Genomic DNA, 15,958 nt, shown 5'->3' with positions numbered 1-15,958 from the left:
GGCGGACGGCCGGCGGGGCGCGACGCGGGCGGGGGGCGCGGACGCTACACCAGGGCGTGGTCGAACGCGAAGACCACCAGCTGCACGCGGTCGCGGAGGCCGAGCTTCGTGAGGATCCGACTGATGTGCGTCTTCACCGTCGCCTCGGACAGGAATTCGCGCGCGGCGATCTCCGCATTGGAGAGCCCCCGGGCGGCGAGGGCGAAGATCTCCCGCTCGCGCTCGGTGAGCTGCCGGTAGGTCTCGGGGACGGCGGGCGTCGGTCGCGCGGCGTCGGCCCCGACGTGGGCGAAGAGCTCCCGCGTCGCCGAGGCGGCGATGACGGCGGATCCGGCGTGGACCGTCCGGACGGCGGCGAGGAGGAACTCCGGATCGGCGTCCTTGAGGAGGAACCCGCTCGCGCCCTGGCGGATCGCGCGCGCGGCGGCTTCGTCGAGGTCGAACGTGGTGAGCATCACCACCCGCGGCGGCGCGTCGTCGCGCAGGAGCTCGGCGGTGGCGGCGAGACCGTCCATCACGGGCATCCGGATGTCCATCAGCACGACGTCCGGGCGCGTGGCGCGGACGACCGTGAGCGCCTCCGCGCCGTCGGACGCTTCGCCGACGACCGCGAGGTCGGGCTGGGAGTCGACGAGCATGCGGATGCCGGCGCGGAACAGGGCCTGATCGTCGACGAGGACGACGCGGATGGGTGCGGTCATGTCGCTTCCGGGGAGAGGGGGGACGCGGAGGAGTCTCCGGGGGCGGCCAGGGGGCTTCCGGGGGCAGACCGGGGCACGGGGATGACGGCCCGGACGCGGAAGACCGGTCCGTCGGCGCCGGCGTCCACCTTGCCCCCGACGAGCTGCGCGCGCTCGCGCATGCCGATGAGTCCGTGACCGCGCGGGAGGTCACCGGCGGGTGCGGCATCCGTCAGAGCGGGCGAGGACGACGCGGGCGCGGATGCCGCGGGGGCGATGACGTTCTCGATCGCGACCTCGACGCGCTCGGGCAGCCAGCGCAGACCCACCTCGACCGGGGAGGAGTGGTCGCCGTGCCGGAGCGCGTTCGTCAGCGCCTCCTGGACGATGCGGAAGACGGCCAGCTGGACGCCGGCGGGCGGGTCGCCGATCGGCATCGGGTCGACGTCCACCCGCAGGTCGACGCCGGCCTCCCGCACCTGGGCGTACAGGCCCTCGAGGTCGGCGAGGGTCGGCTGCGGCCCTTCGGACTGGGAATGACGGAGCTGGGTCAGCAGCAACCGGACGTCGGCGAGCGCGTCGCGGGCGGTCGCCGAGATCGTCGCCAACGCCGCCGGGGCGGCGGCAGGGTCGGCCGCCGCGGCGTATCGTGCACCGTCGGCCTGGGCGATCACGACGGCGAGGGAGTGCGCGACGACGTCGTGCATGTCGCGGGCGATGCGCACGCGCTCGGCCTCGGCGGCGGTCTCGGCGCGGGCGACCTCGCGCTCCTGCCGCGTCTCGCGGGCGCGGCGGGAGGTGCGGACGAGGGCGCCGATCGTCCACGACAGTCCGAGGGCGAAGACGGCGGCGACCAGCACGATCGCGGCGACGGGGAGGGTCTCCCACGACACCGCGGCGCCGCCCGAGAGCGGTCCGACGAAGAGGTACACGGTGCCGATGCCGGCTCCGGCGATCGCGGAGCCGAGCCCTGTCCAGAAGACCTGGCGCGTCCCGTACGCGGCGGCGGTGTACAGGACGGCGAACACCGCGGCATCCGAGAAGCTCGGCGGACGCCCGAAGCCCATCTGCAGCACCGCGCCCGCCCACGCGGCGCCCAGGGCGAGCCCCGGAGCGAGGCGCCGGAACGCGAGGGCACCGGCGAACACGAACGCGACGGTGATCCCCGGGACGGCGGCGAGTGCGGTGCCGACGCGCTGCTCGAGTCCCGCCCACGGCACGATCTGCACCTCGACCGGCAGCGCGATCGCGAGGAAGCCCACCGCGATGACGATGTCGATCACGACGGATCGGACGGGCAGCGCACGGAACACCCGCCCCACGCTATGCGCTCCCCCCGCTCCCCGGCATCCGTCGCGGGATGTATCCCCTGCCCGCGAGACCGGGGCGCACGGGCGGACCCATTGCCGCGGGTCCCGGGAGGCTTTACTGTCGCGACACAGGCCGAAACCGACGGGAAACGTCTTCGCGTCAGGATCAGGTTTCGGGCACGGCGGACGGAGAGACGATGACGACGGTACGTGCAGCCATCACCCAGACCACCTGGACGGGCGACAAGGCCTCCATGCTTGACCGGCACGAGGGCTTCGCCCGTGATGCCGCGGCCGAGGGCGCCCAGGTCTTGTGCTTCCAGGAGCTGTTCTACGGGCCCTACTTCGGGATCACGCAGGACAAGAAGTACTACCGCTACGCCGAGCAGGCGGACGGTCCGATCGTCCAGCGCTTCGCCGCCCTCGCGAAGGAACTCGGCACCGTCATGGTCCTGCCCATCTACGAAGAGGCCGAGACGGGCGTCTACTACAACACGTCCGTGCTGGTGGATGCTGACGGCACGGTGCTCGGGAAGTACCGCAAGCACCACCTCCCCCACCTCGACCGGTTCTGGGAGAAGTTCTACTTCCGGCCCGGCAACCTCGGCTACCCCGTCTTCGACACCGCTGTCGGACGCGTCGGGATGTACATCTGCTACGACCGCCACTTCCCCGAGGGATGGCGCGAGCTCGGCCTCGCCGACGCGCACATGGTGTTCAACCCCAACGCGACCAAGCCCGGCCTGTCGAACCGCCTGTGGGAGGTCGAGGGACCGGCCGCGGCCGTCGCCAACGGCTACTTCGTGCTCCAGCCGAACCGTGTCGGACGCGAGGACAACGAGTACGGCGAGCTCGCCGTGGACTTCTACGGCACGAGCCAGGTCATCGATCCGCGCGGGAACTTCGTCGGCGAGCGCGGGTCGGGCACCGAGACCGAGGTGCTCATCCGCGACCTCGACATGGACATGGTGCTCCAGATGCGCGACGACTGGCAGTTCTACCGGGATCGCCGCCCCGACTCCTACACCCGGATCGCGAAGCCGTGATCTCGACAGGCTCGATCACCGGAAAAATGCCATGACCACGACACTCATCACCGGCGGCACCGTCGTCTCGGCCACGGGGCGGGGACTCGCCGACGTCCTCGTCGACGGCGAGACGATCGTCGCCGTGCTCCAGCCCGGCTCCGCCCTCCTCGGAACGGATGTCGCGGCATCCGTCGACCGCGTGATCGACGCGACGGGCAAGTACGTCATCCCCGGGGGGATCGACGCCCACACCCACATGCAGCTGCCGTTCGGCGGCACCTCCGCCAGCGACACGTTCGAGACCGGGACGCGGGCGGCGGCGTGGGGCGGGACGACGACGATCGTCGACTTCGCGGTCCAGACCTACGGCGGGGACGTCTTCGAGGGCCTGGAGCGCTGGCACGAGCTCGCCGCCGGCAACTGTGCGATCGACTACGGCTTCCACCAGATCATCGGCGGTGTCGACGACGCCTCGCTCGCGGCGATGCCGAAACTCGTCGACGAGGGCATCTCGAGCTTCAAGCTCTTCATGGCCTACCCCGGCGTCTTCTACTCCGACGACGCGCAGGTGCTCCGGGCCATGCAGGTGAGCCGCGAGACGGGCCTGCTCACGATGATGCACGCCGAGAACGGCCCCGCCATCGACGTCCTCGCCGCGCAGCTGGTCGCCCAGGGCAAGACCGACCCGTACTACCACGGCATCGCCCGCGCGTGGCAGATGGAGGAGGAGGCCACCCACCGCGCGATCATGCTCGCCGACGTGACGGGCGCACCGCTGTACGTCGTCCACGTGAGCGCGAAGCAGGCCGTCGAGCAGCTGGCGTGGGCGCGCGACCGCGGCCAGAACGTCTTCGGCGAGACGTGTCCGCAGTACCTCTACCTCTCGCTCGAGGAGCAGCTCGGTGCGCAGAGCGACGAGTGGGGTGCGTTCGAGGGCGCGAAATGGGTGTGCTCCACGCCGCTGCGCTCCCGCGCCGAGGGCCATCAGGACCACATGTGGCAGGCCCTGCGCACCAACGACCTCCAGATGGTCTCCACCGACCACTGCCCGTTCTGCATGAAGGACCAGAAGGAGCTCGGCCTCGGCGACTTCCGCAAGATCCCCAACGGCATCGGCTCGGTCGAGCACCGCATGAACCTCATGTACCAGGGCGTCGTCACCGGCCGCCTCACGCTCGAACGCTGGGTCGAGCTCACCTCCACCACCCCGGCGCGCATGTTCGGCATGTACGGCCGCAAGGGCGTGATCCAGCCGGGAGCGGATGCCGACATCGTCGTCTACGACCCGAACGGCCACACCTCCATCGGGATCGACGCCACCCACCACATGAACATGGACCACTCGGCGTGGGAGGGGTACGAGATCGACGGGCACGTCGACACCGTGATCTCCCGGGGGAAGGTCATCATCGACGACGGGGCCTACCTCGGCGCCAAGGGCGACGGCCGGTTCATCAAGCGCGGACTCACGCAGTACCTCACGTAAGGGATCCCGCATGGACTTCGGAGTCGTCCTCCAGACCAACCCGCCCGCCGCCCGCACCGTGCAGCTGGCGAAGCTCGCCGAGGCGCACGGATTCAGCCACGTGTGGACGTTCGATTCGCACCTCCTGTGGCAGGAGCCGTACGTCATCCACTCGGCGATCCTCGCCGAGACGAACCGGGTGACGGTGGGGCCGTTCGTCACGAACCCCGCCACGCGCGATTGGACGGTCACGGCATCCGTCTTCGCCACCCTCAACGAGATGTACGGCAACCGCACGATCTGCGGCATCGGGCGGGGCGACTCGGCGGTGCGGGTCACCAACGGCAAGCCGGTCACGATGAGGGAGCTGCGGGAGTCGATCCACGTGATCCGCGAGCTCGGCAACTCCCGCCCCGTCGAGTACAACGGCGCGACGATCCGGTTCCCCTGGAGTCGAGGGTCGGCGCTCGACGTCTGGGTCGCCGCGTACGGTCCCCTCGCGCTGAAGCTCACCGGGGAGGTCGGCGACGGGTTCATCCTGCAGCTGGCCGACCTCGATATCGCCGCGTGGATGATCAAGACCGTGCGGGATGCCGCGGCGAACGTCGGACGCGACCCCGACTCGATCGCGTTCTGCGTCGCCGCCCCGATGTACATCGGCGAGGACCGGGAGCACATGCGCGACCAGTGCCGCTGGTTCGGCGGGATGGTCGGCAACCACGTCGCCGACATCGTGGCGAAGTACGGACACCACGGGGCCGTTCCGGACGCGCTGACCGATTACATCGCCGGCCGCCAGGGCTACGACTACAACACCCACGGGAAGGCCGACAACGACCACGTCGACTTCGTGCCCGACGAGATCGTCGAACGCTTCTGCATCCTCGGAACCGCGGACGAGCACATCGCCAAGCTCGAGGCACTCCGCGCGATCGGGGTCACGCAGTTCGCCGGCTACCTCCAGCACGACAACAAGGAGGAGACGATGCGGGTCTACGGCGAGACCGTGATCCCCGCCCTCCAGTCCCACCTGACGGCGAAGTCGTGACGACGGCCCCCGCGAGCACCCCGGCGCGCGGGTGGATCGCCGCCGGATGGGGCGCCCTCGGCATCCTTGCGGTCCTCCTCATCTGGGAGGGCTACAAGTTCCTCGGCCCTGCGGAGGGCGTGACGATCGGTGCGGTCGAGGGGGAGGCGGGGTCGGGCCTGCTGATCCTGCCGCGGACCCACGACCGCGCGATGCCGCACGTGTGGGACATGGTCGCGCGTCTCTTCCAGCCCACGAGCGGCGGCGACACACCTCCGCTGGTCGTGTCGGTGATGAGCGCGGCGCTCGTGACGCTCGGCATCGCCGCCGTCGGCTGGCTGATCGGCGTCACCGTCGGTGCGCTCCTCGGGCTGCTCATGCAGCGCTGGCGACTGGTCGAATGGGGGCTCCTCCCCTGGATCGTGATCAGCCAGATCGTGCCGCTCATCGCCTTCGCGCCGGTCGTCAACGCCATCGGCATCCAGATCGACCGGGGAGGGACGCCGTGGCCGCAGTGGCTCTCGGTGGCGATCATCGCGTCGTACCTGGCGTTCTTCCCTGTCGCGATCGGCGTCCTCAAGGGGCTCGGCTCACCCGACCGCATCCACCTCGACCTCATGCGCACCTACGCCGCCGGCTACTGGCCGACCCTGCTGAGGCTGCGGCTGCCGGCGTCGGTGCCGTACCTGTTGCCGGCGCTGCGCCTCGCCGCCGCCAACGCCGTGCTCGGCGCGGTCGTCGCGGAGGTCTCCATCGGCATGCGCGGCGGCATCGGACGGATGCTGATCCAGCTCGCCGGGCAAGCATCCAGCGACCCCGCCGCGCCGTGGGGTCCGACCTTCGGCTCGATCGCCCTCGGGCTCATCGCCGCCGGCTCGGTCGCGCTCATCGGGCTGGCGCTCGCCACCTACCGCAGAGGAGAAGCCGCGGCATGACGACTGCGCACACCCCCGCCGCCGCCGGCCCCGCCCCGGCATCCGTCGACGCCGCCGTGCGCGCGACCGATGTCGGCAAGGTCTTCCCCACCAAGACCGGCGAGGTCGTGGCCCTCACCGGCGTCGACCTCGAGGTCGCGGCGGGCGAGTTCGTCTCATTGATCGGACCGTCCGGATGCGGAAAATCGACGCTCCTGCGCCTCATCGCCGACCTCGACCAGGCCACGAGCGGCGACCTGCGGATCTTCGGCAAGCCCGCCGGCCGGGCCCGGATCGACCAGGACTACGGCATCGCGTTCCAGCAGGCGGGGCTGCTCCCCTGGCGGACCGTCGCGGCGAACATCGCTCTGCCGCTCGAGCTCCACGGCACCGGCAAGGCCGCCCGCGCCGACCGGGTCGCGGAGCTCGCGGAGCTGGTCGGTCTCACCGACTTCGTCGACCGCTACCCCGACCAGCTCTCCGGCGGGATGCAGCAGCGGGTGGCGATCGCCCGTGCGCTGGCCTCGCGCCCGAAGCTGCTGCTGATGGACGAGCCGTTCGGCGCTTTGGACGAGATGACCCGCGAGTACCTGCAGTCCGAGCTCGCCCGCATCGCGGTGGAGACCGGAGCGGCGGTGGTGTTCGTGACCCACTCGATCCCGGAGGCGGTGTTCCTCTCGGACCGCGTCGTGGTGATGAGCCCGCGCCCCGGCCGGATCACCGACGTCATCGTCACCGACCTGGGCGAGGACCGCGCCGAGGCCCTGCGCGAGTCCCCGGAGTACTTCGCGCGGGTCACGGCCGTCCGCGAAGCCCTCCACGGCGCCCCGGTGGAGAGGGCGAACGAGCGATGACCGCACCGGCACCGGCATCCGCTCCGGCATCCGACGTCGTCTCGGGGCTGGACGCGGGGAGCGCGCCGCGCCGCACGTCGCCCCGCGCCGGGCGGGACCTGCCGGGATGGGCGAAGGTCGTCGCGCCCGTCGGAGTCGGGCTGGTGATCCTCGCGGCGTGGATCTTCTGGGTCGACGTGCTCGGGACCGCGCCCCGCATGCTGCCGAGTCCGATGGCGATCGCGGCGGAGTTCGTGCTGCGGTGGAACATCATCGCCGATGACATGGCCGTCACCGCCACCAACGCCCTCGTCGGGCTCGTCGCGGGGTCGATCCTCGCGATCGTCCTGGCGGCGCTCGCGGCCACGATCCGCCCCATCGACGGGATGCTGGCACCGCTCGTCTCGGCCCTCGCCGTGATCCCGATCGTCGCGATCACCCCGATCCTCAATACGATGTACGGCGCGTCCAGCCAGTTCGGCCGGCAGGCGGTGGCGATGATCGCGGCCTTCATCCCGGTGTTCGTCACGGTGCTGCGCGGATTCCGGCAGACCCGCCCGGTGCACCGCGACCTCCTCCGTGCCTCGGCGGCCTCGCGCACCCAGACCTTCCGGTTCCTCACCCTCCCCACGGCCCTTCCGTACCTCATGACGGGCCTGCGGATCGCCAGCTCCCTCGCCGTGATCGCCGCGCTCGTCGCGGAGTACTTCGGCGGGCCCGCGGACGGCATCGGCACGGCGATCGCCACCTACGCCAAGTCCGGACGCGCCGCGCTCGCGTGGGCGTTCGTCGTGGGCGGGATGCTCATCGGACTCGCCTTCTACCTCGTCACCTCGCTCCTCGAGCGCTGGGCGACGCGGCGGTCCCCCGGCTGACAGCACCACCCGAGATCCGCACCACCCCTGCACCACCCGAGAAAGGAACAGCATGAGACACCGCATCCGCCGCACGCTCACCGCGGCATCCGTCATCACGGTCAGCGCGCTCGCCCTCTCCGCCTGCGCGGGATCGTCCGACTCCGACTCCGACTCCGGCGCCGGCGGCGACTCCGGCGAGACCGAGACGATGACCTCGGTCTCGCTGCAGCTGCAGTGGCTGCCGCAGGCACAGTTCGCCGGCTACTACGTCGCCCTCGACCAGGGCTATTTCGAGGACGAGGGCTTCACCGACGTCGAGATCCTCCCCTCGGGCGGCGACATCGTGCCGCAGGACGCGCTCCTCGCGGGCGAGGTCGACTTCGCCATCGCGTGGGTGCCGAAGGTGCTCGGAAGCCTCGAAGCCAGCGGCGCCGAGCTCACCGACATCGCCCAGGTCTTCCAGGACTCCGGAACCCTGCAGGTGTCGTGGGCCGACAGCGGCATCGAGTCGGTCGCCGACTTCGAGGGCAAGCGCATCGGATCGTGGGGCTTCGGCAACGAGTGGGAGATCTTCGCGGCGATGGCCGAGGAAGGACTCGACGCCTCGACCGTGTCGATCGTCACGCAGGACTTCAGCATGAACGCGCTGCTCGACCGCGACGTGGATGCCGCGCAGGCGATGACCTACAACGAGTGGGCGCAGATCCTTGAGGTCGTGAACCCCGACACCGGCGAGCTGTACCAGCCGGAGGACTTCGACGTCGTGTCGTACCAGGACACCGCCGGCGCCATGCTGCAGGACGCGATCTGGGCCGACACCGCGCGCCTCGAGAGCGACCCCGCCTATGCCGACGCGGCGGTGCGCTTCCTCAAGGCCGTCGTCAAGGGCTGGGTCTTCGCGCGGGACAACCCCGAGGAGGCCGCGCAGATCACGTACGACGCGGCGATCAACGCCGAGGCGGCCTTCCCGGTCGGCCCGACCCACCAGCTGTGGCAGATGAACGAGGTGAACAAGCTCATCTGGACCGGGGGCGAGTTCGGCGTCGTCGACCAGGCCGCGTGGGATCAGACGGTCGCCGGCGCGCTCGCGGCGGTCAACCAGGACGGCCTTAACCTGATCACGGCCGAGCCCCCGGCATCCGCCTTCTCGAACGAGTACATCGAGCAGGCGCTCGCCGAGCTCCAGGACGAGGGCGTCGAGGTCGCCGGCACCTACACCCCGATCGAGGTGACCCTGACCGAGGGCGGCCAGTAGCCTCCCGCCCCCTTCCCCGGACCGCGAGACTGCATCCTCCGGTCGAGACTGCACGCCGCGCACGCTGTTTCGACGGGAGGATGCAGTCTCGCGGGCAGTGGGGGCGGGGCTAGATCCAGCCCTGCTCCCAGGCGCGGTCGGCGGCCTCGTGGCGGGAGGAGGCGTCGAGCTTCATCATCGCCGCGGAGAGGTAGTTGCGCACCGTGCCGGGCGCGAGGTGCAGGCGATCGGCGATCTGCTGCACGCTGTGGGCCGAGCGGCTGTGGCGGAGGACGTCGAGCTCGCGATCGGTGAGCGGACTCCGCTCGGCCGTCAGCGCCACCGCCGCGATCTCGGGATCGATGTAGCGACGCCCGGCGGCGACGGTGCGGATGACGTCCGCGAGCTCCTCCGCAGGCGTCGACTTCGGCACGAACCCCGACACCTTGCTCGCCAGGGCACGGCGCAGCACCCCGGGCCGGGCGTGGCGGGTGACGATCACCACGCGCGACGGCACGCTGGCGAGGATCTTCGCGGCCGCCTCCAGGCCATCGGCCTCGGGCATCTCGAGATCCAGCAGACACACGTCCGGCCGGTGCTCCCGCGCCTCCTCGACGGCACGGATGCCGTTCTCCGCCGTCGCGACCACCTCGATGTCGGGTTCCAGCTGCAGCAGGGCCACGAGGGCGCCCCGGATCAGGTGCTCGTCGTCGGCGACGAGGAGACGGATGCCGCTCACCGACGAACCCCGCTCACGCGCGCACCCCGCTCGTCGACGGCCGCGCGACCGCGGGCACCACCGCGCGCAGCACGAACCGGTCTCCGTCGTGCGCGGCATCCAGGCTCCCGCCGAGGGCGACCAGGCGCTCGCGCAACCCGGCGATGCCGCTCCCCGCGTCGACGGAATCGGTCGCCGGCGGCGCCGCCGCATCGTTCGCGATCGTGAGCGTCCACCCACCGGCCGTGGCGACCACCGTGATCTCGACCTCCGTGGCCTCGCTGTGGCGCAGGATGTTCGTGGTCGCCTCGCGGACCGTCAGCGCCAGCGCACTGCGCGTCGCGTCGTCGTCGGGAAGGGCCTCCACGCGCAGCGTGCATCGCGCACCGGAGGCTCCGAGCACCTCGCGGGCGTTGTACAGCTCGTCGTCGAGCGACACCTGCCGGTACCCGGCGACGAGCGAGCGCGTCTCGGCGAGCGCCTCGTGGGCGATCGATCGGACGTCGCGGAGCTGGGCGCGCGCCGCGTCCACGTCGACGGGGAGCAGGCGCTCGGCGAGCTCGGCCTTCAGTGAGATGACCTGCAGGTGGTGCCCCTGGATGTCGTGCAGGTCGGAGGCGAACCGCAGCCGCTCGCGCGTGACGGCGAGTGCCGCGGCCGTCCGGCGGTGCCGGTCGAGCTCGAGCACCACCTCCCAGAACCACACGCTCACCAGGAGCATGAACGGGACGAACGCGGCGTAGATCACCGTCGCCCACGCGGTGCCGGCCTCGACGAGGGATTCCCCGGGCGCGGGCGGGGTGATGCGCTCGGCGAGGACGGTGTGTCCGACCAGGAGGATCGCGCCGAGCGCGATGAGCTCCCACCGGCGGCGGCGGCCGACGAGGCAGGCCACAAGGCACAGCGCCACCCAGAGGGACGCGGCTCCCACGAGCGCGACGCCCGGAGCGAAGAGGGTCAGCACCCACACCGCCGTCGCGGGGAGGAAGAGCGCCAGCGTGGGACCGAGCCCCGGCATCCCCGCCCCTCGTCCGCCGCGGAGGTACCAGCAGAAGCGGATCTGCACGATGCCCGCCACCAGCTGCAGCACGATCGCCACGGACAGCGCGGCCGTGGGGGCCACGGCGAGGGCCGCGAGCATCATCAGCGCGATGAACCCGCAGAAGAAGCCCACGAACGCCACGATCGAGCCCAGGGTGTAGAGCCACGTCGTGCGCACGTTCCGGTGATGATCGACGGTCACGTCCCCGAGGGTAGACCAGTGACATCTGTCACGGTCGGACGTGCGGGAACGCCCGGACGGCGGTGATCCGGGCGCACTGCCGCCGCGGCATCCGTTCGCGAAGGATGGTCATCGAGGCGCTCCCGGCGCCGCAGACCACCCACTCCCGACAGCCAGAGGACTTCCCCCATGATCGCCGCCCTGCAGGACTTCGCCGCCTCGTTCCCCGAGTACATCTCCTGGCTCGGGGTGATGCTCGTCTCGGCGATCCCGTTCGTGGAGTCGTACTTCGGGTCGGTCATCGGGGTGCTCATCGGCCTGCCGACGCCGATCGCGATCGCCGTCGCGGTGGTGGGCAACGTCGCCTCGATGCTCGCGTTCGTCTTCTCCGCGCACGGGGTGCGCACGAAGGTGATCGCCGGACGGGGTGGCGCGGATGCCGCGCCCGAGGAGTCGCCGCGGCGCGCGAAGCTCCGCCGCGCGTTCGACCGCTACGGCGTGGCCGGGGTGAGCCTGCTGGGGCAGACGATCCTGCCGAGCCAGATCACGTCGGCGGCGATGGTGTCGTTCGGCGCGAACCGCAACACCGTCATCTTCTGGCAGATCGTCTCGATCATCCTGTGGGGCATCGCCTTCGGCGTCCTCGCCACCCTCGGCGTCCAGCTCGCCCGCTGACCCCGCCCCGCCCCGGCGGTTCCCCTGACGCCGAGACTGCATCCTCCGGTCGAGACTGCACGCCCCGCACGCAGTCTCGACGGGAGGATGCAGTCTCGCGGCCAACGAGGGGCAACCCGGGTCAGGCGGTGACGACGGACAGGGCGGCGGGGACGCGGCGGAGGTGGAGGGTGAACCCGGACTCCGGGGCCTTCTCGAGCTCGCCGTCATGCACCCAGGCGGCCTGGTCCGCGTCGACCGGGCGGACGCGCAGCTCGAGCGTGTCCACGAGCCGCCGCTCGACGTCGCGCGCGGGCGGGAAGACTCGCAGCGCGCGCAGCACGGCCCGCGTCCGTCGCCCGAAGGCGAGGGACGCCAGCGCCCGCAGGCGCCCGCCGCGCGCGTGATGGATACGGATGTCGAGGGTGCCGGCATCCGCCTCGGAACGCTGCAGCGTCGCGACCTGGTCGGACGCGTGCAGACCCACGCCGATGAAGACCGACCAGACGCGCGCGCGGCGACCGTCCACGACGATCTCGGTGGGCTGTGCTTCGGTGATCTCGTCGGATGCCGCCACCAGCGCGCCGAGCCACTTGCCGAGGGACTGCCGCCGCTCGCGCTCGTCGATGAGCCCCGCGTACAGACCGAGCGACGCCGCATTGAGCACCGTCTGCGGGTCGCCTTCGTCGACCCGCACCTCGAGCACGTCGATCGCGCGGACCCGGCCGCCCCGGAGCGCGGCGATCGCCGCGTCCGGTCCGTCGATTCCGAGCGACCGCGAAAAATGGTTGAAGGTCCCGCCCGGCACCACCCACAGCGGCAGATCCGCCGTGCGGGCGATGTGCGCCATGGCCGAGACCGATCCGTCGCCGCCGAGCACCCCGAGCATGCGGGGCGGGTCATCGCCCGCGATCGCCTCGGCGACGACATCCGCCATGTCCTCGTCCGGCTCGAGTTCGCGGACACGCGCGGCGGGAAGCTCGCGCAGCAGCCGCCCGCCGGGATCCGCGCGCAGCGACGAGGCGCCGGCGCGACGGTTGCGGAGCACGAGGAGGCCCGCACCGTCCGGGCCGATGTGCGGTGGGTGCCCGTCTGCCTGTGCGTGCGTCATCGGTCGAGGCTACTCTCCACGGATGCCGCGGCCCGGGGGGTTGCGCATCGGTACCGCAGGCCCATGGTCCGTCAGGCGGGCAGGACCGGCCTATGCTCGAAGAAGGTCTGCAGCACGACGGTCGTCCGGGTGTTCACCGACGCGGTCTGGCGGATCTCGCGGATGAGCTCCTCGAGGTGCCGCGGCGTCGCCACCCGGACGAGCAGGATGTAGCTGGCGTCGCCCGCGATCGAGTGGCACGCCTCGATCTCGCGCAGGTGCTCCAGGAGCTCGGGGGCGTTGTCGGGCTGCCCGGGATCGAGCGGCGTGATCTCGATGAACGCCGCCAGCGGCTTCCCCACCGCCTCGGCGTCGACCACCGCGCGATATCCGGTGATGACGCCGCGGGCCTCCAGCCGACGGAGGCGCGACTGGACCGCCGAGACCGACAGCCCCACCGCCGCGGAGATGTGGGCGAGCGTCGCGCGCCCGTCCCGGGTGACCTCGGCGACGATCGCGGCGTCGGTGTCGTCCTCGAGGCGGGCCGAGGAGCGCTCCGTGGCAGGGGGATCGACCCGCTGATCAGTCATGTGGCGACGGTATCAGCCACCTCCGCCGGCGCCGACAATTCTCCTGCGCTTGTTTGATTCCGCCGGAATTCTTCCCGTAGCATGGTGCGGCGACGAGATCCGTCCCCGCCAACGTCGATCGGAGGCCTCATGCCCCTCACCACCGCACAGGCCACCCCCGCACAGGCCACCCCCGCACAGGCCACCCCCGCACAGGCCACCCCCGCGCACTCCGCCTCGGGCGTCGAGGACTCCGCGGCCTGGCTGAGCCTCAAAGCCGCCGCGACCGCCCTGCAGCCCCTGCAGGCGTCCGACGGTTCGATTCCGGATGCCGCGCACCACCCCGCCGCCGCCGCCCACGTCGACGCGATCATCGCCGCGCTCGACGAGCTGCGCCCCTCCTTCCCCCACGACGACCCGTACCTCCGCGCCTCGGCGGCGGACTTCGCCCGCTGGCGCACCGAGGGGTTCGGCATCCCGGACTTCCTCGACTCCCTCGTGGCGTTCCAGCCGCAGCAGCACCGCGTCGACGGCATCCGTCACCTGGTGATCTTCCCGATGTACACCCAGAACGGCTCGAGCGATCGTCACGTCGAGGCGGTGCTCGTCGAGGTCATCTGGCCGGAGTTCATCGCGCAGCTCGAGGCGGGCGACTACGGCAACGCCCTCTTCGTCTCGCTGCGTTTCGTCGACTTCACCCCGGGGTACGACACCAACTCCGCGGTGCTGTTCCCCGAGACCGTCGCGATGCGGGAGATCCCCACCTTCACGTGGGGCGCGATCTTCCAGGACCGCGAGGCCGCGCGCTACCGTCGCGTCGTCCGCGCTGCCGCCGAGATCACCAAGCTCGAGCTGCCCGCCGACGCCGCCGCGATGCTCGACGACCAGGAGCTCACCGAGGAGACGTTCGTGATGTGGGACATCATCCACGACCGCACCCACATGCGCGGCGACCTCCCGTTCGACCCGTTCATGATCAAGCAGCGGATGCCGTTCTTCCTGTACTCGCTCGAGGAGCTGCGCTGCGACCTGACGGCCTTCCGCGAGTGCGTCGGGATCACCGCACGCCTACGCGCGCGCGTCGACGCCGGCGAGACGCTCGACGCGACCGAGGCCGAGACCCTGCAGCACGCGATCCTCGTGCAGTACGCCGTGATCTTCGACCGCATCTTCCGCTTCGCCATCACCGGTTCGCGCGTGCGCAACTACGACGGCCTCGGCGGGCAGCTGCTGTTCGCGTGGCTGCACCAGCGGGGCGTCCTGCACTGGACCGACACCGCGCTCGCCTTCGATTGGGACGAGGTGCCGGCGGCGGTGATCGCCCTCAGTGACGCGATCGACGAGCTCTACTGGCGCTCGATCGACCGCCCGAAGGTCACCCACTGGCTCGCGGCCTACGACCTCGTCCGCGGCGTCGTCACCCCGCACCCGGCCTCGGCGTGGGCGCGCGGCCTCGGCGACGAGATCCTCGCCGGCGCCCCCAAGGGCTACACCGACGCGGTTATGCCGGACGAATTCCCCCTGTCGATGTTCTTCGAGGCGCTGGAGAAGAAGATGCGCCCGGTCATCGCCTCCACCACGGGGATCACCGGGCGGGCCCCCGCGTGAGCGAGGCCGGAGAGATCGACGCGGCGACCCCCGCCGTCCGCGGTCGCCGCGTCGTGATCGCCGGCGCCACGAGCGCCTCAGGCCTCGCCTGCGCGCGCGAGCTCGCCGCCGCGGGAGCCGAGGTGATCGTCGTCGGGCGGGATGCCGCACGCCTGGCCGCGCTCGTCGACGAGGTGCGCGCGGCGACAGGGCGCGATATCTCGGCCGAGGTGTGCGACCTCGCCGACGAATCCGCGGTCGCCGACCTCGTTGCACGCATCCACGCCGCAGATGGCGCCGTCGACGGCGTCGTCCACCTCGTGGGTGGATGGCGCGGCGGCGGCGGCCTCGCCGGTCAGACCGAGGAGGACTACCGCGCGCTGGAGACGGCGCTGACGAGCCTCCGCCACGTCTCGCGGGCCGTCGACGACGACCTGAAGGCCTCCGCGGCCGGGCGCCTGGCGATCGTCTCGAGCACCTCCGTCGAGCGTCCCCTCGCCGGATCGGCGAACTACGTCGCCCTCAAGGCGGCGGCGGAAGCCTGGACCCGCGCGGTCGGCCAGGGCTACGCCAAGGCCGCGCGGGATGCCGGCGAGGAGCCGCGGGCGGCATCCGTCATCTTCCGCGTGAAGAGCCTCGACGGCCTCGAGGACGACCTCGCCCGCGCCGTCGTCGGGCTGTGGGATGCGGCACCCGACGACCTGTCCGCGCCGATCACCCTGGGCTGATCGCACGGCGGAGCACCCGCGACGGAGCGCCCCCACACCGTC

16 protein-coding genes are annotated in these 15,958 nt (G+C 71.5%); 10 read left to right on the top strand and 6 right to left on the bottom strand.

Translation table 11 applies throughout. The annotated features are described in order from the left end of the window. Positions 1-44: 44 nt before the first annotated feature. Complete coding sequence (locus tag AB0O93_RS07935; protein WP_363342197.1) at positions 45-701, bottom strand: response regulator transcription factor; 657 nt, start codon at positions 699-701, stop codon at positions 45-47. Next, positions 698-1,993 carry a histidine kinase gene (locus tag AB0O93_RS07930; protein WP_363342195.1) on the bottom strand — a complete coding sequence of 432 codons (1,296 nt, stop codon included), beginning with the start codon at positions 1,991-1,993 and terminating at the stop codon, positions 698-700. Before AB0O93_RS07930 ends, AB0O93_RS07935 begins: the two co-directional genes overlap by 4 nt. Positions 1,994-2,187: 194 nt before the next feature. On the opposite strand from AB0O93_RS07930, the gene AB0O93_RS07925 reads away from it, so the two are divergent. The 7 genes from AB0O93_RS07925 to AB0O93_RS07895 are packed head-to-tail and all read left to right on the top strand — an operon-like array spanning position 2,188 to position 9,369. Further along, positions 2,188-3,036, top strand: a complete 849-nt coding sequence (locus AB0O93_RS07925; protein WP_363342193.1) for a nitrilase-related carbon-nitrogen hydrolase — start codon at positions 2,188-2,190, stop codon at positions 3,034-3,036. 31 nt (positions 3,037-3,067) lie between these two features. Beyond that, positions 3,068-4,504 (top strand): dihydropyrimidinase, encoded by a 1,437-nt coding sequence (gene hydA / locus AB0O93_RS07920; protein WP_363342191.1) that lies wholly within the window; start codon positions 3,068-3,070, stop codon positions 4,502-4,504. Between the two features lie 10 nt (positions 4,505-4,514). Continuing rightward, on the top strand, positions 4,515-5,531 hold the full coding sequence (locus tag AB0O93_RS07915) for a TIGR03842 family LLM class F420-dependent oxidoreductase (RefSeq protein WP_310890510.1): 1,017 nt from the start codon (positions 4,515-4,517) through the stop codon (positions 5,529-5,531). Next, positions 5,528-6,445: an ABC transporter permease subunit gene (locus tag AB0O93_RS07910; protein WP_363342188.1), complete on the top strand. Its 918-nt coding sequence runs from the start codon at positions 5,528-5,530 to the stop codon at positions 6,443-6,445. Before AB0O93_RS07915 ends, AB0O93_RS07910 begins: the two co-directional genes overlap by 4 nt. After that, positions 6,442-7,278 (top strand): ABC transporter ATP-binding protein, encoded by an 837-nt coding sequence (locus AB0O93_RS07905; RefSeq protein ID WP_363342186.1) that lies wholly within the window; start codon positions 6,442-6,444, stop codon positions 7,276-7,278. The genes AB0O93_RS07910 and AB0O93_RS07905 overlap by 4 nt, the downstream gene beginning before the upstream one ends. Continuing rightward, positions 7,275-8,132, top strand: a complete 858-nt coding sequence (locus tag AB0O93_RS07900; RefSeq protein WP_363342184.1) for an ABC transporter permease subunit — start codon at positions 7,275-7,277, stop codon at positions 8,130-8,132. The genes AB0O93_RS07905 and AB0O93_RS07900 overlap by 4 nt, the downstream gene beginning before the upstream one ends. A gap of 52 nt (positions 8,133-8,184) precedes the next feature. Next, positions 8,185-9,369 (top strand): ABC transporter substrate-binding protein, encoded by a 1,185-nt coding sequence (locus tag AB0O93_RS07895; protein WP_363342182.1) that lies wholly within the window; start codon positions 8,185-8,187, stop codon positions 9,367-9,369. A gap of 109 nt (positions 9,370-9,478) precedes the next feature. On the opposite strand, the gene AB0O93_RS07890 is transcribed toward AB0O93_RS07895, so the two are convergent. Next, complete coding sequence (locus AB0O93_RS07890; protein ID WP_363342180.1) at positions 9,479-10,087, bottom strand: response regulator transcription factor; 609 nt, start codon at positions 10,085-10,087, stop codon at positions 9,479-9,481. 13 nt (positions 10,088-10,100) lie between these two features. Beyond that, complete coding sequence (locus tag AB0O93_RS07885; protein ID WP_363342178.1) at positions 10,101-11,309, bottom strand: histidine kinase; 1,209 nt, start codon at positions 11,307-11,309, stop codon at positions 10,101-10,103. A gap of 168 nt (positions 11,310-11,477) precedes the next feature. Here AB0O93_RS07885 and AB0O93_RS07880 point away from each other — a divergent pair, with 168 nt between their 5' ends. Then, positions 11,478-11,963 carry a hypothetical protein gene (locus tag AB0O93_RS07880; protein WP_363342176.1) on the top strand — a complete coding sequence of 162 codons (486 nt, stop codon included), beginning with the start codon at positions 11,478-11,480 and terminating at the stop codon, positions 11,961-11,963. Between the two features lie 121 nt (positions 11,964-12,084). On the opposite strand, the gene AB0O93_RS07875 is transcribed toward AB0O93_RS07880, so the two are convergent. After that, positions 12,085-13,053 (bottom strand): diacylglycerol kinase family protein, encoded by a 969-nt coding sequence (locus AB0O93_RS07875; protein WP_363342174.1) that lies wholly within the window; start codon positions 13,051-13,053, stop codon positions 12,085-12,087. A 71-nt stretch (positions 13,054-13,124) separates the two neighbouring features. After that, the gene (locus AB0O93_RS07870) at positions 13,125-13,622 is read right to left on the bottom strand and encodes an Lrp/AsnC family transcriptional regulator (RefSeq protein WP_082334512.1); all 498 of its coding nucleotides are present in this window, start codon (positions 13,620-13,622) and stop codon (positions 13,125-13,127) included. Positions 13,623-13,751: 129 nt separating this feature from the next. On the opposite strand from AB0O93_RS07870, the gene AB0O93_RS07865 reads away from it, so the two are divergent. Both AB0O93_RS07865 and AB0O93_RS07860 read left to right on the top strand, forming a co-directional pair. Then, entirely contained in the window at positions 13,752-15,209 is a 1,458-nt protein-coding gene (locus tag AB0O93_RS07865; RefSeq protein ID WP_363342172.1) for a DUF6421 family protein, read from the top strand. Further along, positions 15,206-15,916, top strand: a complete 711-nt coding sequence (locus AB0O93_RS07860) for an SDR family NAD(P)-dependent oxidoreductase (protein WP_363342170.1) — start codon at positions 15,206-15,208, stop codon at positions 15,914-15,916. The genes AB0O93_RS07865 and AB0O93_RS07860 overlap by 4 nt, the downstream gene beginning before the upstream one ends. Positions 15,917-15,958: the final 42 nt, after the last annotated feature.

The organism is Microbacterium sp. NPDC077184, assembly GCF_040687055.1.
In the GTDB taxonomy this organism is placed as follows: Bacteria; Actinomycetota; Actinomycetes; order Actinomycetales; family Microbacteriaceae; genus Microbacterium.
Note: the sequence above shows the minus strand (reverse complement) of the source record. Positions and strands in the feature narration are given on the sequence as shown.